The following is a 17,199-nucleotide window of genomic DNA, read 5'->3' on the forward strand; positions in this document are numbered from 1 at the left end:
CGTTGGGCGGCTTACGGGCGCTGCGGCACTACCGAAGTGCCAAAACTGTTGCCCATGCGCGTGGAGGTTGCCGCCGGGGTGGCCAGCCCCATCTGGTTGGGCGCCTTGCGCTGCAACTGGCGCGCCGGGTCGAGCTGTTCGCGCAGGCCTTTGGCCGCCTGCGGCGCGCCACCCTTGAGTTGCTCGGTGAGGCAGTCGTAGGCCAGCGCGCGTGCCTGGCCGACTTGCACATCGATACAGCCTTGCGCAGGTTTGCGCTGCTCGGCGAACAGCGGCCCGGCAGCGGCCAGCAGCAAAGCGAGGGTGGCAAGCGATAACCGGCCCATGGTGCAGCTCCTCGATCGAATCCTGGCGGCAGTCTAGCCCTCGCGGGCCCTGGGCGGGGTGAAGCTTTGGTTGCCGTGGGCTGTCACCACAGCGTCATACACAGGCCCCAGGATGACGTCTTCCCGGCGACGGCGGCCAGCAAGGAGGCCTGTTCATCCGTGCGTGCATTGCTCGTGGCCGGTGCGCTGATGCTGGCCTGGTCGCTCGTTGCGCCGCCGCTGCGCGGCCAGTCGTTGCTGACCCTGGACATTCCGGCACAAGCCTTGGACCAGGCGCTGGACAGCTTCGCCCGGCAAAGCGGCCTGGCCGTGCTGGTGGACCAGGGCCTGGTGGCCGGGCAACGCTCGAGCCCCGTACGGGGCCGCTATGCCGCGCGCGAAGGGTTGCAGCGCCTGTTGCAGGGCTCCGGGCTACAGGCGCGCTACAGCGGCAGTGGTGGCTTTACCGTGCAACCGCTGCGTTTGAACGCGTTTTCACCACGCAAGCGGGAGGGCGGCGGCGTGGCTGGCAGTTACGCCCTGGCGCTGCAGCAGGCAGTCGAACGGGCCCTGTGCGGCTCGACGCTGACCCGGCCAGGTGCTTACCGGGCAGCCCTGCAAGTCTGGATCGACGGTCGCGGGCAGCTGCTGCAGAGCCGTTTGCTGGCCTCGACCGGCGACCCCTTGCGCGACGCCGCGCTGATCGAACGCTTGCGCGCGCTACGCCTCGAGGCGGCGCCGCCGACATCCCTGGCGCAGCCGGTAACCCTGCTGCTGCGCCCGGTACCCATGGATTGCCCATTTTCGCAAGGAGCTGCGGCGGCATGAACAAACCCCGGGACAGTGCGCTGGTCAAACTGTTTCTGTCCTCCTACGACGCGTTCAGGGTGCGCCTGAAACGCCGACTGGGTTCGGACGACCTGGCCAACGATGTGCTGCAGGAGACCTACCTGCGGGTCGACCGCCTGGAGGCGGTGGACAATGTGCACAAGCCCGGCGCCTACTTGTACCGCATGGCCCTCAACGTTGCCGCCGATCGCCGCGAGGCCGACGCGCGCCTGCTCACCGGCGCCGAAGTGGAGGCCTTGCTGCAGGTTGGCGAGGACCAGGACCCGGCACGTATCGTCGGCGGCCAGCGCGAGATCCAGAGCCTGATGGGCGCCTTGTACGAGTTGCCGGCACGGCGCCGGCGGATTTTCATTGCCGCACGCCTGGAAGAGGCCTCGCACCTGGAAATCGCCCAGCGCTTCGGCATTTCCACGCGCACGGTGGAAAAGGAACTCAAGGCGGCGCTGGGGCACTGCGCGGCGCGCCTGGACAGAAAAGTGTTTCAGCGCTTCGGTCCAGGCGCGGGAAAACCGTCTTGATCAATAGTCGACCCATTCATGTGAGCACCATGCCCAAGATTGCGCCCGATCCCGACTTGCAGCGCCAGGCCCTGGACTGGCTGGTACGGCTGACTTCCGGCCAGGCCACCGAGGCCGATGCCCAGGCCTTGAGGCACTGGTGCGCGCGCAGCCCGGCGCATGCCGAGGCGTTCGTCCAGGCCAGGCAGCTGTGGCAACTGCTGGGCCCGGCGGCGCGCCAGGCTCGCCAGGTGGTGCCGCTGCCGACGCTGAGCCGGCGGGCGCTGCTCGGCGGCGCGGTGGCGGCCTCGGCGGCGCTGGTGATGTGGCGTGGCGGCTGGCTGCAAGGCTTTGCCGCGGCGCCGGCGGCCTTTGCCACCGAGGCGGGTGAGCAGCGCCGCGTCGAGTGGGCCCCCGGCGTCGAGCTGGAGCTGAACGTGCGCACCCAGGTCGGTCGCGAGGCGCACGGGATTGCCCTGTTGAGTGGCGAGATCGAAGTGCAGGCCCGGCGGGCCGTGCAGGTGCGGGCCGGGGAGGGGCTGATCGATGCCGAGCAGGCCCGCTTCAATGTGCGCGAGGATGAGGGTGGCGTCTGCGTCACCTGCCTGAGTGGCGAGTTGCGTATCGTCGCCCAGGGCCAGGCCGAGGTGCTGCCGGCGGGGCGCCAACTGCGCTACGACGCCCAGGGCCTAGGCGCCGCCGGGGCCTTCGATGCCAGCCAGGTCATGGCCTGGCGCGAGCGCATGCTGGTGTTGCGCGACGCCCCGCTGGCCCAGGTCATCGACGAGATCAACCGCTACCGCCCCGGGCGCCTGGTGTTGCTCAACCCGAGCCTGGGCCGACGCCGAGTCCAGGCCCGCTTCAGTTTCGACCAGTTGCCCCAGGCCGCCGAGTTGATCCGCGCCGCTTATGGCGCACGTTGCCTGGAGTTGCCCGGCGGCGTGGTCCTGGTCAGTTGAACGGCCCCAGCACCTGGCGGTAGCGCTCCTCGCCCTGTGGGCCGCGCCAGCTCAGGCGCACTTCAAGCCCTGGCGGATCATCCCGCGCCTCGCCGCCGGGCGCCTGCCACCCGCCCTTGGCTTGCCAGGCCCGCAGGCTGAAGGCTGTCACGTTGTCCAGCACCGCCACCGCCGCCGTCGGTGCTGGCAGTGGGTAACGCGCGCGCAGTGGCGCGGCGGCCCGGTACAGGGTGGTGCCGCGCACGAACCAGCGCACCCGTTGCAGGCCGCTGCCGGACACGGCGCCACCGCGCACCAGCTCCAGGCGTTCGGCGCGCACGCGTACGGCAGGCAGCAGCGGTTTGCCGGGCGCCTCGCGGCCGGGCAGCGGTGGCTCCACCAGCTCGACCGAGGCGCGCAGGGCCAGGTCGCGCTCCAGTTGCTGGAAGACCCGCTGCAGCGCCTGGCTGTCCTCGCTGGCCTGGCGCACATGACGATCGGCACGGCTGACGCTGTCCAGGCCGCGCCAGGCGATCAGGCTGACCACCGCCATCAGCAGGATGGCGATCATCACTTCGAGCAGGGTGAAGCCTTGTTGGCGGCTCATGGCTGGCTGACCCTGATCGCGCCCGCGGCGCTGCGTGCCAGGTCCATGCGCACGGCGCCGCTGCGCAGGTGCAGGGTCAGCGGCGTGCCGATCCATTCGCCGTCCAGCCACAGCGGCCCGGCGGGCTTGACCTGCACCCTGACCGTGTCGGCTTGCCAGCGCTGCGGCTTGAGCGGGCCGTCGGCAAGCGCTTGGCCGTCGGCGCGCAGGAAGCGGTAGCCGTCACGGTCGCTGTGCCAGCGCAGCGGCTGGCCATCGGCCTGGGCCTCGCTCTGCGCCAACGTCAATAGGCGGGCCAGGCGTTCGGCATCGGCGCGCAGCTGCTTGCCCGGGTCGGGGCGGATGTTCAGGCTGATGGCGGCGCTGGCGATGCCGACAATCACCAGCACCACCATCAGTTCGATCAGGGTGAAACCACGTTGTCCTGGCACGGCTGCGCTCCTTGTCCATGTCGGCCAGCTTGCCCGAGCAAGATGATCGCGATGTGAAACAAAACCGTGAGGATTGCCCGCTATGCTCGGGCACAGGCCCACAAGGAGCGCGTGACCATGCCGATTGCCCATCTCAAGCTGTCCCCCGGTCTGCTAATGCAAGGACTGGGCGTGTTGGTGACCGCCGCCGGGCTGGTGACTTGGGCTGCGCTGCTGCTGCCGTCAGCGCCGTCGGTCGCCTCGGCTGAGCCGGTGATGGCGGCGATGTTGACCCAGACCCCGGCGGCGCGCTGGTTCGCCGATATCCCGCTGCACCTGCAGATCAGCGTCAGCGGGGTGATGGCCGGCAGCCAGGGCGCGGTGGCCATCGTCAGCCTCGACGGTGGCCCGGCCCGCGCGGTACGCAGTGGCGAGGAACTGGCGCGTGGCGTGCGCCTGGTCGCCATCGAGCGCAGCGGGTTGGTGGTTGAGCAAGCTGGCCAGCGCAGCCGGGTCGAGGTGCCGGTGCTGGCTCAGGCATCGTTCTGGGGCGAGGCGCCTGGGCCTTCGGCGAACTGACGCAGGCGCTCGCCGTCCAGGCGGTAGCGGATCCACTCGTCCTGCGGCTCGGCGCCCAGGGACTGATAGAAACCGATGGCCGGCTCGTTCCAGTCCAGCACACTCCATTCCAGGCGCCCGCAGTGATTGGCCAGCGCTTCCCTGGCGATATGCCGCAGCAACTGGCGACCGGCACCGTCGCCGCGTTGTTGGGGGCTGACGTAGAGGTCTTCGAGGTAGATGCCGTTGCGCCCCAACCAGGTGGAGTAGCTATAGAAGTACACGGCGAAACCGATCGCCTGGCCGTCGCGTTCGCAGATCAGGCTGTGCACGGTGCTACCGGCGTCGAACAGGCTGTGCTCGATATCGGCGAGGGTCGCCAGCACTTCGTGGCGGGCGCGCTCGTACTCGGCCAGTTCGGTGATGAAGGCAAGGATCTGCGCGGCGTCGTCGCGTGCTGCGCGGCGGATGGTCAGGCTCATGGCGGGGCTTCCTTGTGCAAGGCTCTGGGGCGACAGGCAGTGTCATGCAATTGGCCGGTGCCGCGCCAGTGCTTGTTCAGGCCGGGGGCGCCAGCCTTGCTGCGAATCAGCCTGGCACCGGCTGCGCCGTTGTTCGCCGGCAAGCCGGCTCCTACGGCGAGTGTGACCATATCAATAATGTGTATCTGCACAATTTTTATAAACTGTACCGGTCGTGATTCGCATGGCTCCGTTAGTGTGGCAACACGACAACCCTCCGGAATACGCCGCCATGCTTGCCTCGCTCGACCTGCTCAGCGCCTTCGTGCTGTTCGCCTTCGTTTCATCCATCACCCCGGGTCCCAACAACACCATGCTGCTGGCCTCGGGGGTGAATTTCGGCGTGCGCCGTTCGATCCCGCATGCGCTGGGGATCAGCGTCGGCTTCATGGTCATGGTGCTGGCGGTGGGGCTGGGGCTGGGCGAGGTATTCAAGCTGTGGCCGGCGCTGTACACCGTGCTGCGCTATGCGGGCGCGGCCTACCTGCTGTACCTGGCCTGGAAGATCGCCACCTCCGGGCCGCTGGCGGGCGACGCCAAGGGTACTCGCAAGCCGCTGGGGTTCTGGGGCGCGGCGGCGTTCCAGTGGGTCAACCCCAAGGCCTGGGTGATGGCCGTGGGGGCGATCACCACCTATACCCCGGCCCAGGGCTATGTGTTCAACGTCGTCGTCATCGCGGTGGTCTTTGCCTTGGTCAACCTGCCCAGTGTCGGCGTCTGGGTGATGTTTGGCAGCGCCTTGCGCAACCTGTTGCGCAATCCGCGCGCGGTGGTGCTGTTCAATGTCGTGATGGCCGTGTTGCTGGTGATTTCGCTCTATCCACTGCTGTTTGTAGAATCGACGTTTTCCTGAATGTCGGTGAGTGCTGTAGATGGAGTTGATTCCCTGGTCCCATGACTGCGCCGAAGGCTTCACCCTGCGTGGCTGGCGCACCCCGGCCAGCGGCCGGCCACTGTTGCACTTCGTGCATGGCAACGGTTTCTGCAGCCTGGTCTACGAGCCGCTGCTGCTGCGCCTGGGGGCGCATTTCGACCTGTGGCTGAGCGATGTCCAGGGCCATGGCGACAGCGACCATGGCGGCCCGTTCCGCGGCTGGAACCGCACGGCGGCCTTGGCGCTGGAGGCGTTCCAGGCCGGGCGTGGCGAGTACGGCGAGGTGCCGTGCCTGGCGCTCGGGCACAGTTTTGGCGGGGTGCTGACCGGGTTGATGCTGGCCGCTGAGCCGGGCCTGTTCCAGCGCGCGGTGCTGCTCGACCCGGTGTTGTTCAGCCGGCGCATGCTCGGGGTGATGGGCGCGGCCGCGCTGGTTGGCCTGCATCGCCGTCATGCCTTGGCGCGCAAGGCCGCGACCCGGCGCAGCCACTGGCCCGATCGTGAGGCGGCGCGCGCTTCGCTGCAAGGGCGGGGGATCTTCAAGGGCTGGAGCGATGCCGCGCTGCAGGCTTATGTGGCCCATGCCATCGGCGATTGCGGCGAGGCGGTGGTACTCAAGTGCCGGCCCAGCCGCGAGGTGGAGATCTTCAGTTCGTATCCCGAGCGGATGTGGCGGCAACTGACGAGCATCCAGACGCCAACGCAGATTCTCTATGGCGAACACACCTATCCGTTCGTGCCGCATTCGGCGCAGCGTCTGGCCGCGCTCAACCACCAGGTTAGCGCTCGGCAGGTGGCCGGCGGGCATTGCTTCATGCAAGAGGACCCGGTCGCGGCGGCCGAGCAGGTCCTGGCGTTTCTGCTGGCCCCTTGATGCGCTGCGCCGGAACGGCGCTGATGTCCATTTCGCGACGATCAGCGCCCTGATCGCGTGCGAACGACAGGCGCAGATTCCGTACCCTGAGGCTCCCCCATCGGACGGAGCCCAGCATGAACCAGGCGGTCAGCCCAGATCCCCAGCACACCCTCGAACAATCCCGTGCCCAACGCCGCCAGCGCTTGCTGCGCTTGGGCCTGGCCAGTGGCTTGGGGTTGCTACTGGCGGCCTATGGCGGTCACTGGTGGCTCGATGGGCGATTCCTCGAACAAACCGACGACGCCTATGTGCGGGCCGATTGGGCGCCTGTCAGCGCGCGGGTCAGCGGCTACGTCGCCGAGGTAGCGGTGGCCGACAACGCCACGGTCAAGGCGGGCGATTTGCTGGTGCGCCTGGATGAGCGCGATTTTCGCGATCGCCTGCGCCAGGCCGAGGCACGCCTGGCGGTCAGCGAGGCCGCCTTGCAGGTGCAGGCCATGCGCCTGCGCGCGTTTGCCGCCGAGCAGCACGAGCAGGTCCAGGCCATCGCCCGCGCCGCCGCCGAACGTGGCGGCAGCCGTGGCGAGGCGCAGCGTGCCGAAGCCGACTGGCAGCGTTACCAGCGCCTGGCGCAATGGCAGGCGGCAAGCGTGCAGCGCATGGAGCAGGCACGGGCCACACGGATCCAGGCCCAGGCCCTGCAGCGCGCCGCTGATGCCGAACTGGCCCGCCAGCAGGCGCGCCAGGCGGTATTGGCCGAGCAAGGCAAGCAGTTGCAGGCCGAGTTACGGCAACGCCAGGCCGACCTCGACCAGGCCCATGCCGAAGCCGACCTGGCCCGCAGCGCCCTGGCCGATACCGCGATCCGCGCGCCGTTCGATGGCGTGGTTGGCCAGCGCAAGGTGCGCCAGCAACAGTACGTCACCCCGGGCCTGCCCTTGCTGGCGGTGGTGCCGGTGCGCCAGGCGTATGTGGTGGCCAACTTCAAGGAAACCCAGTTGGCGCACATGCGCCCCGGGCAACCGGTGACCCTCGAGGTGGACACCTTCGGCCGCCACTGGCATGGCACCGTGGACAGCCTCTCGCCAGGCTCGGGGGCGGTGTTCGCGCTGCTGCCGCCAGACAACGCCACCGGCAACTTCACCAAGATCGTCCAGCGCTTCCCGGTGCGTATCCAGCTCGATCCTGAACGCGACGACGCCTGGCGGCTGCTGCCCGGCATGTCGGTGATCGCCACCGTGGACACTCGGCAGGCCGGCGATGAGCGTTGAGCAGAAGGTTTCCACCCGCGCCTGGGTGGCGGTGATCGGCGGGCTGTTCGGCTGTTTCATGGCCGGCATGAACGTGCATGTCACCAGCGCCGCGTTGCCGGAGATCGAAGGCGCGCTGGGCGCCAGCTTCGAGGAAGGCTCGTGGATCTCCACCGCCTACCTGGTGGCCGAGATCAGCATGATCCCGCTGACTGCCTGGCTGGTGCAGGTGTTTTCCCTGCGCCGGGTGATGCTGGTGGGCTCGTCGCTGTTCCTGGCCAGCTCGGTGAGTTGCGCCCTGGCGCCGAGCCTGGAGGCGATGATCAGCTTGCGGGTGATCCAGGGCGCGTCGGGGGCAGTGCTGATCCCGCTGTCGATGCAACTGATCATCACCGAGCTGCCGGCCAGCCGCATCGCCTTGGGCATGGCGCTGTTCAGCCTGTCCAACAGCGTGGCCCAGGCCGCCGGGCCGTCGATCGGCGGCTGGCTCACCGACCTGTACTCCTGGCGCTGGATCTTCCTGCTGCAGCTGCCGCCGGGCCTGGCCTTGCTGGCGGCGGTGGCCTGGTCGATCAAGGGCCAGGCCGGCGATCGCAGCGCCCTGCGCCAGGCCGACTGGCTGGGGATCGTGGCCATGGCCCTGGGCCTGGGGGCGCTGCAGGTGGTGCTGGAGGAGGGCGGGCGCAAGGACTGGTTCGACTCGCGCTTCATCACAGGCTTCAGCATCGTCGCGCTCATCGCCCTGGCGCTGTTCATCCAGCGTCAGTTGTGGGGGGCTCGGCCCTTCATCAACCTGCGCCTGCTGGCCAGTTACAACTTCGGCGTGGCCAGCCTGGCCATGGCGGTGTTCGGCGCGGCGACCTTTGGCCTGGTGTTCCTGGTGCCCAACTACCTGTCGCTGGTGCAGGGCTACAGCGCCAGCGAGATCGGCAAGAGCCTGATCGCCTACGGCCTGGTGCAGTTGCTGCTGGCGCCGTTGCTGCCGCGCCTGATGCGCTGGCTCAACGCCAAGCTGCTGGTGGCCAGTGGCTTTGCCATCATGGCCCTGGGCTGCTGGCTGGGGTCGCAGTTGACGGTGGATGCCGGCAGCAACGTGATCATTCCTTCGACCGTGGTGCGCGGCATCGGCCAGCCGTTGATCATGGTGGCGCTGTCGGTACTGGCGGTGAAGGGCCTGGACAAGGCCCAGGCCGGCTCGGCCTCGGCGTTGATTTCGATGTTGCGCAACCTGGGCGGGGCGCTGGGCACGGCGTTGCTGACGCAACTGGTGTCGCAGCGCGAGCGGTTTCACTCGGTACGGGTGGGCGAGGGCCTGACCCTGTTCGACGGCGCCCTGCAGCAGCGCTTGCCGGGAGGCCTGCTCGAACCACAGTCGCCCGAGGTCATGCAGACCCTGGCGCTGATCGACCAGAGCGTGCGCGAGCAGGCCTACCTGATGGCCTATTCAGATGCCTTCTACCTGTCGTGCGTGGCCCTGCTTGGCTGCGCCGCGGCGTCGCTGCTGCTGCGTAGCCGTTGACCCTCAGGGCTGGCGCTCGGCCACGGCACGCAGGGTCTTGAGGGTGACCATCGGCGCATCCACCACGAACCGGTTGGCCAGCCAGCCCGGCACGTCGCCGGCCGGGTCGGCGCGCAACTGGTAGGTGACCTCGGTGTCGCGCTCGCCCAGCGGGCGCATGATCCATTCGCCGCTGAGCCGGCGCACGCGGATCAAGCCGGGCGTCACCGGTACCCGCCCAGGTTCGGCGCTCAGGTGGCGGACCAGGGTGTCGTCGTCCAGGCGCTCGGTACGCACCTTCAACACCATGTCCCGCGGCTTGGCCGGCCAGGGCAGGGCGGTGCTCAGGTAGACCCAGGTGGTGTCGCCGTCCACCTCCAGCAGGCGCATGTCGGCGCAGGCGTACAGCCACTTGCAGGCCACGCGCAGGTTCTCCTGCAGGTCGGTGAGGGTGCGCACGCTGGCCTTGATCCGGGTGACGCCGCGAAATTGCTGGTAGGACGAGCCTTTGACGCTGCTCAGGTAGACGTCGATGCCGTCTTGCTGGCGGGCGAGTTGCCAGTTGTCGGCCCACGACGCGGCAGCCGGTAGCACGAGCAGGGCAAGCAGGGCGCGGGGGAGGTTCATGGCAAGAAGCCGGAAGAGGGATATGTGCTGAGTATGGCCCAGCAATGTGGGAACGGGCTTGCCCCGTTCCCACAGGTCACGCAGGGGCGATCAACGCTGTGGGTTGAGCGTCAGGTGCACGTGGCGGTTGACGTCCTTGTACAGCAGGTAGCTGAACGGGCCTGGGCCGCCGGAGTAGCAGGCTTGCGGGCAGAAGGCGCGCAGCCACATGAAGTCGCCGGCCTCGACCTCGACCCAGTCCTGGTTGAGGCGATACACCGCCTTGCCTTCCAGCACGTACAGGCCGTGTTCCATCACATGGGTCTCGGCGAACGGGATTACGCCGCCGGGCTGGAAGGTGACGATGTTCACGTGCATGTCGTGGCGCATGTCGGCCATGTCGACGAAGCGGGTGGTGACCCAGCGGCCTTCGGTGCCTGGCATCTCGATGACGGTGGCGTTGTCGCGGTGGGTGACGAACGACTCCGGTGCCGGCAGGCCTTCGACTTTCTGGTAGTGCTTGCGCAGCCAGTGGAAGGTGACGTTGGCCTTGCTATTGTTGCGCAGGCTCCAGTCGGCGCCCGGGGCCAGGAAGGCATAGCCGCCGGGGACCAGGGTGTGGTGCTTGCCTTCGACGGTGATGTCGATCTCGCCTTCGACCACGAACAGTACCGCTTCGGCGTTCGGGTCCAGCTCGGGACGCTCGCTGCCGCCTTCGGGGGCGACTTCGACGATGTACTGCGAGAAGGTCTCGGCGAAGCCGGTCAGCGGGCGGGCGATGACCCACATGCGCATCTTGTCCCAGAACGGCAGGTGGCTGGTGACGATGTCACGCATCACGCCCTTGGGGATCACGGCATAGGCTTCGGTGAACATGGCACGGTCAGTCAGCAGCTCGGTCTGAGCCGGGTGCCCACCGTGGGGGGCGAAGTAGGAAGGTTTCGACATGAACGGTCTCGACTTGTTGTTCTCTCCCCGTGCCTGGGACCACACCGGCCGGTGCGTGCAGGGGATGCCACGGCAGCATAGGGGGCAGTTCGGGATATCCACAAATGAAATGTTGAAATACCCAGTATTTGGTTTGTGAATGCAGTCCTGCCTGGCTTGCCGGTGCGCATGCAAGCCAATTCCTATATCAATGTAGGAGGGATCTGCGAAATTGGATCCACGACATTTTTTTCACATCCCCTTGCTAGCATCGCCGGCACTTTCAAGGAGCCGATTCGATGATGCATGTGCTGCGCAAGCGTGGTGTTCGCCTGGCCTTGGCCGCTACCGCAGGCCTGGTGGCCAGCACCCTGGGCTTCTTCGCCTGGCAAACCTTCTACCCGGTGCAGGCCGCCGACGGCTGGGAAGTGCAGGTGCTGCACAACTCGGTGGCCCGGGCCGCCTCGCTGCTGCCCCAGGCCGACGGCAGCCTGCTGGTGAGCCGCGAGCTCAATGGCGGCAAGGGCAGCATCCTGCGGATCAGCGCCGAGGGTGACCGGGTGGTGTTGCTCGAGGGGCTGTCCAAGCCTGATGGCATGGTCGCCGTCGACGGCGGCTGGGCGTTCAGCCAGGAGGTGGGCGCAGCGCCGGTCAGCGTATCGCGCAGTGGCCAGGTCAGCACGCTGTTCCAGGGCAACAACGTGCAGGGGCTGTACAACGATGGCGAGCACCTGTATGCCATCGAGGACCGCAAGGGCGATGGCCGGCTGCTGCGCTACAACTGGCGCAGCGGCCAGCTCGAGGTGCTGCGCGCGGGGCTGACCGAGACCGAGGGCCTGACCCGCTGCAATGACGGGCGGCTGCTGTACACCGAGAAGAGCACCGGCAAGATCCGCGCGTTGAGTGCCGAAGGCAACGATCCGGTGGTGGTCGAGGGGCTGCGTAATCCCACCTTCCTGCTGTGTGATGCCCGTGGGCTGTGGATCAGCGAGGATTCCACCCATCGCGCGCGGTTGCTGCGGGTCGATGGCGCAGGCGTGCAACACGTCGTGCTCAGTTACCTGAAGGCGCCGCAAGCCATCGTCCCCGATGGCAAGGGCGGCTACCTGCTGGCCGAAGGCGGCCGTGACCGGGTACTGCGCCTGACCCCGCCGGTGCAGGCCGCCACGCTCGCGCAGCGGGTGCCGCAGGCCTGAGCCAGGTGAACCCGCACGGCGCCAGGCCCGGCGACTGCGTACAGAGCCTAGGAGCCCTTGTGCCCGAACCGCCAGGCTCGGCACACTGGGCGCCTTGTGAAGGAGCAGGCCATGGCATGTGCGAAAGCGGATTTCACCACGCGGCTGCTGCTGGACGCCGGCATCGGCCCGGGCATGCGCGTGCTCGATGTCGGTTGTGGCAACGGCGAGGTGAGCCTGCGGCTGGCCGAGCTGGTGGGCGAGGACGGGGCGGTGGTAGGCATCGACCAGTCGACCGCGGCACTGGCCAGCGCCCAGCAGCGCGAGGCCCCCACGGGCGCGGCATCGCTGCTGTTCGTGGCCGCCGACCTGAACGCCCCGCCGGCCTCGCTGGGGCTGTTCGACGCCGTGGTCGGGCGGCGGGTGCTGATGTACCAGGCCGATGCGCCCAAGGCGGTGCGGGCCCTGGCCCGACAACTGCTGCCCGGTGGCGTGATGGTGTTCCAGGAGCATGACACCACCCTGGCCCCAGCCAGCCTCGAACCCTTCCCGCTGCACCGCAAGGCAACCCGCTGGCTGCAGCGCATGCTCGCTGCCGAAGGGGCGGACCTGCAGTGTGGTTTCCACCTGCACGCGACCCTGAGCCAGGCCGGCCTGAAGGTTCAGGAGCTGCGCGCCGAATGCCTGGTGCAGACCCCCGACAACGACACGGGCCTGGCCGCGATCATCCGCGCCTGCCTGCCGCGTATCATCGCCCTGGGCGTGGCCACGCCGCGCCAGGTCGGCATCGACACCCTGCACGCCCGGCTCGAGGCCGAGCGGCGGCAGGCGCAGGGTATCTACATCGGTGACGTGATGTTCGGCTGCTGGGCCCGCAAGCCCTAGTGCGGTGTTGGCAAACGTTGGCGAGTGGTTTTTGCAAAACACCACGCTAGGCCTCGCTGGCTTCCTCCTCCATGCTTTCTGCCAGCAGTTCCACCTGGCCGTGGCCGGGCAGCGAGGCGACGATGTTGTCGATCTTGGTCTGGTCGAGAATCGGCGCCGAGCGCATGCGTTCCTTGGCCGCGGCATGGGTCACGTCGATTTCGTTGAAGCGCCCGTCCAGCTTGCGGTAATGGGCGTAGCAGCCGATGTCGACGGCGAAGGCCTGGAAGGTACCCTCGGCCGACTTGTGGGTCAGGGCGGTGGCGCAGCTGTGGATGATGCGGTAGTCGAGCAGGCGATAGATCAGCGCCCGTAGTGCATCGTTTTGCTGCAGCAGTTTTTCCTCGATGACGAAGATGTTGTTTTTCTTGTCCAGGCAGAAGCTCTTGATGATGTAGATGCCCTTGATCAGGTCGTCCTGCTCGTCGTCCTTGGAGTCCTGCTTGAGCTCCTCGATCTTGCGCTCGAAGTTGTTGCGCGAAAGGATCCGCACCTCGTCCTTGCCAATCTTGCCGCCTTCGTTCTGCACGGTCTCGTTGAGCAGGTGCAGGAACAGCGAGAGCACGTCGCGCGGCACGCCACCGCCGGCCATCACCAGGCGGTCGAAGCCTTCGCCCTTGAACAGGCCCATGATCTGCGCCTCGCTGATGCCGGCCTGGGCGCCGAACTGCAAGAGGATGGCGTGGTTCTGCTTGAGGGTGCGGGGGAAGTTGCTGAAGGTGTAGTCGATGTCGATGGGTTGGTAGTCGTGGCGTTCCTGGGCGCCGATCGGCTGGCCCTCGCGGTCGACGTAGAGGGTGGAGGAGTGGCGCAGGGTGGCGATCTTGAAGTAGATCGGGATGTCCTTGCACAGCCGATGTACGTAGTCGACGACGAAGGCCTGGTCGGTGCGCTTGAGGTGATACAGGTCGTCGATCTGCAGCAGGATGCCCTTGACCGTGCTCGATGCCGCGAACAGCTCGCGCAGGTTGTCCTTGAGCCGCGGTAGCCAGAGGTCGAGTTCCTGCAGCTTTTGCCGGTGGATGCGGAACGAGCGCTCGACCTCCTGGGTTTCCTTGGCCGTGTGCTTGGCGTTGAAGGTGATGTCGTCGATCTTGATGCCGGCGTCGAAGCCGGCATGCTGCTCGCTGGCGCTGCGGCTCCTGACCTCTTCCTCGTGGGCATCGGCGTTGACGTGCAGGGTTTTGAGCTTGTCGAGGATGTCCTTGATGATCTGCTTGAGCTTTTTCTTCTTGCCGAACCAGCCCGAGATGTTCTTGTCCAGTTCGCGGAAGATCGACGCCAGGATTTCCACCAGCACATTGGGGAACGAGTGGCGTTTGAAGTCCTCGCAGTTGAGGTAGATGCTCTTGAGCTCGGGCTTGAGGCTGCGCGAGGAATGGTGCAGCAGCAGGGTCTTGCCACAACCGCGACGGGCGAAGATGGCGTGGTTCTGCTTGGAGACCGCATCCTGCAACGCGGTGCCGACGCTGATGTAGGCCACCGGGTCGTTGTCGCGCTGGACGCGCAGGTTTTCCGAGATGACTTCGCGGAGTTTTTCCAGTTGTGCGGGTTTGAGCATGGCACTGTCCTGTGGCGGGGAAATCCAGGTCAGTAGCAAAACACAACGTCCAATCTGAAATTTCTTGCACTTGTGTAGGCTGTTTCCGAGCCGCTCCTGCCGGGCTCGGTTGCACCCTTCGTCTGCCTGATGCTGCGCGGTAACGCTATACTCGCCGGCTGTTCCACGGGTATCCGAGTATCGCTATGGGTCTTTACATGTCTGCCACACCTGAGCCGCGCCGCCTTGGCGCGCCGTCGATCGCCCTGGCCCTGCTGCTGGCAGGGGCCTGGTTCCTCAACCGGCAAGCCGGCTTCAAGCAGGTGCTGCTGCTGATCGTCGGTGCCGCGCTGGGCCTGACCCTGTATCACGCCGCCTTCGGCTTCACCTCGGCCTGGCGGGTATTCATCAACGAGCGGCGAGGCGCTGGGCTGCGGGCGCAGATGGTCATGCTGGCGCTGGCGGTGCTGCTGTTCTTCCCGGCGCTGGCGGCGGGCAACCTGTTCGGCCAGCCGGTGACCGGGCTGGTCGCGCCGGCCGGGGTGTCGGTGGTGTTCGGCGCGTTCATCTTCGGCATCGGCATGCAGCTTGGCGGCGGCTGCGCCTCGGGCACGCTGTTCACCGTGGGCGGCGGCAATGCGCGGATGCTGGTGACCCTGCTGTTCTTCATCATTGGCTCGGTGAGCGCCACTCACCATGCCGACTGGTGGTTCGCGCTGCCGTCGTTGCCGGCGACCTCGATCGTCCAGGCCTGGGGCGTAGGCCCGGCGCTGCTGGCCAGCCTGGCGCTGTTCGCGGCGATCGGCTGGGCCACGGTGGTGCTGGAGAAGCGTCGCCATGGCGTGCTGGAGGCGGCGCCAGCCACTGAGCACCAGGGGCTGCGCCGCTTCCTGCGCGGGCCTTGGCCGCTGCTGTGGGGCGCCATTGCCCTGGTCCTGCTGAACTACGCCACCCTGGCCCTGGCCGGACGGCCCTGGGGTATCACTTCGGCCTTTGCCCTGTGGGGCGCCAAGGCCTTGAACGGGCTGGGCATCGAGGTGGCCAGTTGGGTGTTCTGGCAGGCGCCGGCCAATGCCAAGGCGCTGGCCGCGCCGCTGTGGCAGGACATCACCACGGTCATGGACATCGGCATCGTGCTTGGGGCGTTGCTCGCCGCCGGCCTGGCCGGGCGCTTTGCGCCCAGCCTGAAGATTCCCCTGGCCTCGCTGCTGGCGGCGGTGATCGGCGGGTTGTTGCTCGGCTATGGCTCACGCTTGGCCTATGGCTGCAACATCGGTGCGTATTTCAGCGGCATCGCCTCGGGTAGCGTGCATGGCTGGCTGTGGCTGGTGGCGGCGTACACCGGCAACCTGCTGGGCGTGCGCCTGCGGCCGCTGTTCTTTGCCGGGGAGCGGCGGGCCGTGGCGTTGAGCGGCTGCTAGGCGATGAACGGCGCTTCGGCCGGGGCGGGGGCTTCGGCATCCTGCAGGATGCTGGCGTAGACCGCGCCGCCGCACAACCCGGCCAGGCCGATGCTGGCCACGACGATATCGCCCAGGAGCAGGCCGGCAAGCAACAACAGCAGGCTGATGCGAAACACGGTGGTCATGGCGCGCTCCCGGGCAGTCGATATGGCGTCCTGGCCCACCATAACGTGCTGGTTCCGACCGTACAGTCCTTTGGCACACTTCGCCTGTGCTTTGGCCGAACGAGCGTCACTTGACGATCGGGGTCATCCCTGATTTCATTGAAACCGTTTTCATCAGCCCTGCATACACACCAATAACAACCGCTGTAACAAGAAGAAGGGTATCGGGTGGACAAGGATCAGGCGCCCGCGCGCACGCGGGTCACCATCAGCGAAGTCGCCAAGGCCGCGGGCGTGTCCAAGGCCACCGTCTCGCGCTACATGGGTGAGGATCGGCAACTGCTCGCCGACGCCACGGCCGCGCGCATCGCCGCGGTGGTCGAGCGCCTCGGCTACCGGCCCAATCGCATGGCCAGCGCGCTCAAGCGCGGCCGCACCGGGCTGATCGGCATGCTCCTGGCCGATATCCGCAACCCCTATTCGGTGGCGGTGATGCACGCTGTCGAAACCGCCTGCCGCCAACAGGGCTACAGCCTGGTGGTGTGCAACACCGATTGTGACGATGCCCAGGAGCGCACCCACCTGCAGGCGTTGCAGGCCTACAACGTCGATGGGCTGATCGTGAACACCCTGGGCCATCGGGCCGGCGAACTGGCCAGCCTGGCCCGCGACCTGCCGATGGTGCTGGTGGACCGGCAGTTGGCCGGGCTGCCGGGCGACCTGGTCGGGCTGGACAATGGCGATGCCGTCGAGCAGGCGCTCGAGCACCTGCAGCAGCAAGGCTACCGCGACATCCTGGCGGTGACCGAGCCACTCGACGGCACCAGTTCGCGGCAGGAGCGGATCGATGCGTTCCTGGCCGGCATCGCCCGGCGCCGAGGGCTGCGTGGGCAGGTGCTGGAGGTCGGCGCGCAACTGGCCGGGCAACTGCAGGGGTTTCTCGCCGGGGCAGGGCATGGGCCACAGGCGCTGTTCACCTGCAACGGCGTCGCGACCCTCGAAGTGGTGCGCCTGCTGCATGCACGGGGCAAGCAACTGTTCGACGAGGCAGGGTTGCTGGCCCTCGATGAGCTGGACTGGTACCCCCTGGTCGGCAGCGGCATCACCGCCCTGGCCCAGCCGACCGCCGAGATTGGCGCCGCCGCCGTGCACTGCCTGCTCGAGCGCCTGCAAGGCAGCCGCGCGCCGGCCCGGCGCCTGGACTTGCGCGCCCGCCTGATTCCCCGAGGCTCAACCCAACCGCGCCCGTGACGGGCTGATCGACGGGTTGTAGCCTGGCTGCAAATGAAACCGGTTT

The 17,199-nt window shown here is 67.5% G+C and carries 20 protein-coding genes; 12 read left to right on the forward strand and 8 right to left on the reverse strand.

The features are described from left to right. Positions 1-11 precede the first annotated feature (11 nt). Positions 12-326, reverse strand: a complete 315-nt coding sequence (locus KSS95_RS13880) for a hypothetical protein (RefSeq protein ID WP_217847650.1) — start codon at positions 324-326, stop codon at positions 12-14. A 159-nt stretch (positions 327-485) separates the two neighbouring features. On the opposite strand from KSS95_RS13880, the gene KSS95_RS13885 reads away from it, so the two are divergent. The 3 genes from KSS95_RS13885 to KSS95_RS13895 are packed head-to-tail and all read left to right on the forward strand — an operon-like array spanning position 486 to position 2,610. Continuing rightward, positions 486-1,133, forward strand: a complete 648-nt coding sequence (locus KSS95_RS13885; protein WP_225935504.1) for a secretin and TonB N-terminal domain-containing protein — start codon at positions 486-488, stop codon at positions 1,131-1,133. Then, on the forward strand, positions 1,130-1,672 hold the full coding sequence (locus tag KSS95_RS13890) for an RNA polymerase sigma factor (protein ID WP_217847651.1): 543 nt from the start codon (positions 1,130-1,132) through the stop codon (positions 1,670-1,672). Before KSS95_RS13885 ends, KSS95_RS13890 begins: the two co-directional genes overlap by 4 nt. A gap of 29 nt (positions 1,673-1,701) precedes the next feature. Continuing rightward, positions 1,702-2,610, forward strand: a complete 909-nt coding sequence (locus tag KSS95_RS13895) for a FecR family protein (RefSeq protein WP_217847652.1) — start codon at positions 1,702-1,704, stop codon at positions 2,608-2,610. Here the strand turns inward: KSS95_RS13895 and KSS95_RS13900 are convergent. Then, entirely contained in the window at positions 2,603-3,196 is a 594-nt protein-coding gene (locus KSS95_RS13900; RefSeq protein ID WP_217847653.1) for a type II secretion system protein GspJ, read from the reverse strand. The genes KSS95_RS13895 and KSS95_RS13900 overlap by 8 nt on opposite strands. Continuing rightward, positions 3,193-3,627, reverse strand: a complete 435-nt coding sequence (gene gspH / locus KSS95_RS13905) for a type II secretion system minor pseudopilin GspH (protein ID WP_225935505.1) — start codon at positions 3,625-3,627, stop codon at positions 3,193-3,195. Before gspH ends, KSS95_RS13900 begins: the two co-directional genes overlap by 4 nt. A gap of 117 nt (positions 3,628-3,744) precedes the next feature. Here gspH and KSS95_RS13910 point away from each other — a divergent pair, with 117 nt between their 5' ends. Beyond that, the gene (locus KSS95_RS13910) at positions 3,745-4,185 is read left to right on the forward strand and encodes a general secretion pathway protein GspC (RefSeq protein WP_217847655.1); all 441 of its coding nucleotides are present in this window, start codon (positions 3,745-3,747) and stop codon (positions 4,183-4,185) included. On the opposite strand, the gene KSS95_RS13915 is transcribed toward KSS95_RS13910, so the two are convergent. Further along, positions 4,140-4,646, reverse strand: coding sequence for a GNAT family N-acetyltransferase (locus tag KSS95_RS13915; protein ID WP_217847656.1), 507 nt, complete (start codon positions 4,644-4,646; stop codon positions 4,140-4,142). The two genes, KSS95_RS13910 and KSS95_RS13915, sit on opposite strands and share 46 nt — an antisense overlap. 271 nt (positions 4,647-4,917) lie before the next feature. On the opposite strand from KSS95_RS13915, the gene KSS95_RS13920 reads away from it, so the two are divergent. The 4 genes from KSS95_RS13920 (at position 4,918) to KSS95_RS13935 (ending at position 9,184) form a co-directional block, all read left to right on the forward strand. Further along, the gene (locus tag KSS95_RS13920; protein ID WP_217847657.1) at positions 4,918-5,538 is read left to right on the forward strand and encodes a LysE family translocator; all 621 of its coding nucleotides are present in this window, start codon (positions 4,918-4,920) and stop codon (positions 5,536-5,538) included. Between the two features lie 19 nt (positions 5,539-5,557). Next, positions 5,558-6,433 carry an alpha/beta fold hydrolase gene (locus KSS95_RS13925; protein ID WP_217847658.1) on the forward strand — a complete coding sequence of 292 codons (876 nt, stop codon included), beginning with the start codon at positions 5,558-5,560 and terminating at the stop codon, positions 6,431-6,433. 116 nt (positions 6,434-6,549) lie between these two features. After that, a complete protein-coding gene (locus KSS95_RS13930) occupies positions 6,550-7,686 on the forward strand; it encodes an HlyD family secretion protein (RefSeq protein WP_217847659.1) in 1,137 nt (378 codons plus the stop codon). Then, a complete protein-coding gene (locus tag KSS95_RS13935; protein WP_217847660.1) occupies positions 7,676-9,184 on the forward strand; it encodes an MDR family MFS transporter in 1,509 nt (502 codons plus the stop codon). The genes KSS95_RS13930 and KSS95_RS13935 overlap by 11 nt, the downstream gene beginning before the upstream one ends. Before the next feature lie 3 nt (positions 9,185-9,187). Here the strand turns inward: KSS95_RS13935 and KSS95_RS13940 are convergent, their stop codons facing one another. Both KSS95_RS13940 and KSS95_RS13945 read right to left on the reverse strand, forming a co-directional pair. Then, positions 9,188-9,790: an START domain-containing protein gene (locus KSS95_RS13940; protein WP_217847661.1), complete on the reverse strand. Its 603-nt coding sequence runs from the start codon at positions 9,788-9,790 to the stop codon at positions 9,188-9,190. A gap of 90 nt (positions 9,791-9,880) precedes the next feature. Further along, positions 9,881-10,717, reverse strand: a complete 837-nt coding sequence (locus tag KSS95_RS13945) for a bifunctional allantoicase/(S)-ureidoglycine aminohydrolase (protein WP_134692064.1) — start codon at positions 10,715-10,717, stop codon at positions 9,881-9,883. Positions 10,718-10,995: 278 nt separating this feature from the next. On the opposite strand from KSS95_RS13945, the gene KSS95_RS13950 reads away from it, so the two are divergent. Further along, entirely contained in the window at positions 10,996-11,892 is an 897-nt protein-coding gene (locus KSS95_RS13950; RefSeq protein WP_217847662.1) for an NHL repeat-containing protein, read from the forward strand. 111 nt (positions 11,893-12,003) lie between these two features. Beyond that, positions 12,004-12,756 carry a methyltransferase domain-containing protein gene (locus KSS95_RS13955; protein WP_217847663.1) on the forward strand — a complete coding sequence of 251 codons (753 nt, stop codon included), beginning with the start codon at positions 12,004-12,006 and terminating at the stop codon, positions 12,754-12,756. A gap of 46 nt (positions 12,757-12,802) precedes the next feature. On the opposite strand, the gene KSS95_RS13960 is transcribed toward KSS95_RS13955, so the two are convergent. After that, a complete protein-coding gene (locus KSS95_RS13960) occupies positions 12,803-14,356 on the reverse strand; it encodes a P-loop NTPase family protein (RefSeq protein ID WP_217847664.1) in 1,554 nt (517 codons plus the stop codon). Between the two features lie 185 nt (positions 14,357-14,541). Between KSS95_RS13960 and KSS95_RS13965 the strand changes: the two genes are divergently transcribed. Then, positions 14,542-15,756 (forward strand): YeeE/YedE family protein, encoded by a 1,215-nt coding sequence (locus KSS95_RS13965; protein WP_217847665.1) that lies wholly within the window; start codon positions 14,542-14,544, stop codon positions 15,754-15,756. Here KSS95_RS13965 and KSS95_RS13970 read toward each other — a convergent pair. Continuing rightward, positions 15,753-15,923, reverse strand: a complete 171-nt coding sequence (locus tag KSS95_RS13970) for a hypothetical protein (protein WP_217847666.1) — start codon at positions 15,921-15,923, stop codon at positions 15,753-15,755. The two genes, KSS95_RS13965 and KSS95_RS13970, sit on opposite strands and share 4 nt — an antisense overlap. A 207-nt stretch (positions 15,924-16,130) precedes the next feature. Here KSS95_RS13970 and KSS95_RS13975 point away from each other — a divergent pair, with 207 nt between their 5' ends. Next, positions 16,131-17,153, forward strand: coding sequence for a LacI family DNA-binding transcriptional regulator (locus KSS95_RS13975; protein ID WP_217847667.1), 1,023 nt, complete (start codon positions 16,131-16,133; stop codon positions 17,151-17,153). The last annotated feature ends 46 nt before the right edge of the window (positions 17,154-17,199 follow it).

This window comes from Pseudomonas muyukensis, assembly GCF_019139535.1.
Classification (GTDB): Bacteria; Pseudomonadota; Gammaproteobacteria; order Pseudomonadales; family Pseudomonadaceae; genus Aquipseudomonas; species Aquipseudomonas muyukensis.

What these genes read in the sequence shown, in the direction of transcription:
- KSS95_RS13880 (WP_217847650.1), bottom strand. Translation starts at nt 326, where the DNA reads ATGGGCCGGTTATCGCTTGCCACCCTCGCTTTGCTGCTGGCCGCTGCC.
- KSS95_RS13890 (WP_217847651.1), top strand. Translation starts at nt 1,130, where the DNA reads ATGAACAAACCCCGGGACAGTGCGCTGGTCAAACTGTTTCTGTCCTCC.
- KSS95_RS13895 (WP_217847652.1), top strand. Translation starts at nt 1,702, where the DNA reads ATGCCCAAGATTGCGCCCGATCCCGACTTGCAGCGCCAGGCCCTGGAC.
- KSS95_RS13900 (WP_217847653.1), bottom strand. Translation starts at nt 3,196, where the DNA reads ATGAGCCGCCAACAAGGCTTCACCCTGCTCGAAGTGATGATCGCCATC.
- KSS95_RS13910 (WP_217847655.1), top strand. Translation starts at nt 3,745, where the DNA reads ATGCCGATTGCCCATCTCAAGCTGTCCCCCGGTCTGCTAATGCAAGGA.
- KSS95_RS13915 (WP_217847656.1), bottom strand. Translation starts at nt 4,646, where the DNA reads ATGAGCCTGACCATCCGCCGCGCAGCACGCGACGACGCCGCGCAGATC.
- KSS95_RS13920 (WP_217847657.1), top strand. Translation starts at nt 4,918, where the DNA reads ATGCTTGCCTCGCTCGACCTGCTCAGCGCCTTCGTGCTGTTCGCCTTC.
- KSS95_RS13925 (WP_217847658.1), top strand. Translation starts at nt 5,558, where the DNA reads ATGGAGTTGATTCCCTGGTCCCATGACTGCGCCGAAGGCTTCACCCTG.
- KSS95_RS13930 (WP_217847659.1), top strand. Translation starts at nt 6,550, where the DNA reads ATGAACCAGGCGGTCAGCCCAGATCCCCAGCACACCCTCGAACAATCC.
- KSS95_RS13935 (WP_217847660.1), top strand. Translation starts at nt 7,676, where the DNA reads ATGAGCGTTGAGCAGAAGGTTTCCACCCGCGCCTGGGTGGCGGTGATC.
- KSS95_RS13940 (WP_217847661.1), bottom strand. Translation starts at nt 9,790, where the DNA reads ATGAACCTCCCCCGCGCCCTGCTTGCCCTGCTCGTGCTACCGGCTGCC.
- KSS95_RS13945 (WP_134692064.1), bottom strand. Translation starts at nt 10,717, where the DNA reads ATGTCGAAACCTTCCTACTTCGCCCCCCACGGTGGGCACCCGGCTCAG.
- KSS95_RS13950 (WP_217847662.1), top strand. Translation starts at nt 10,996, where the DNA reads ATGATGCATGTGCTGCGCAAGCGTGGTGTTCGCCTGGCCTTGGCCGCT.
- KSS95_RS13955 (WP_217847663.1), top strand. Translation starts at nt 12,004, where the DNA reads ATGGCATGTGCGAAAGCGGATTTCACCACGCGGCTGCTGCTGGACGCC.
- KSS95_RS13960 (WP_217847664.1), bottom strand. Translation starts at nt 14,356, where the DNA reads ATGCTCAAACCCGCACAACTGGAAAAACTCCGCGAAGTCATCTCGGAA.
- KSS95_RS13965 (WP_217847665.1), top strand. Translation starts at nt 14,542, where the DNA reads ATGGGTCTTTACATGTCTGCCACACCTGAGCCGCGCCGCCTTGGCGCG.
- KSS95_RS13970 (WP_217847666.1), bottom strand. Translation starts at nt 15,923, where the DNA reads ATGACCACCGTGTTTCGCATCAGCCTGCTGTTGTTGCTTGCCGGCCTG.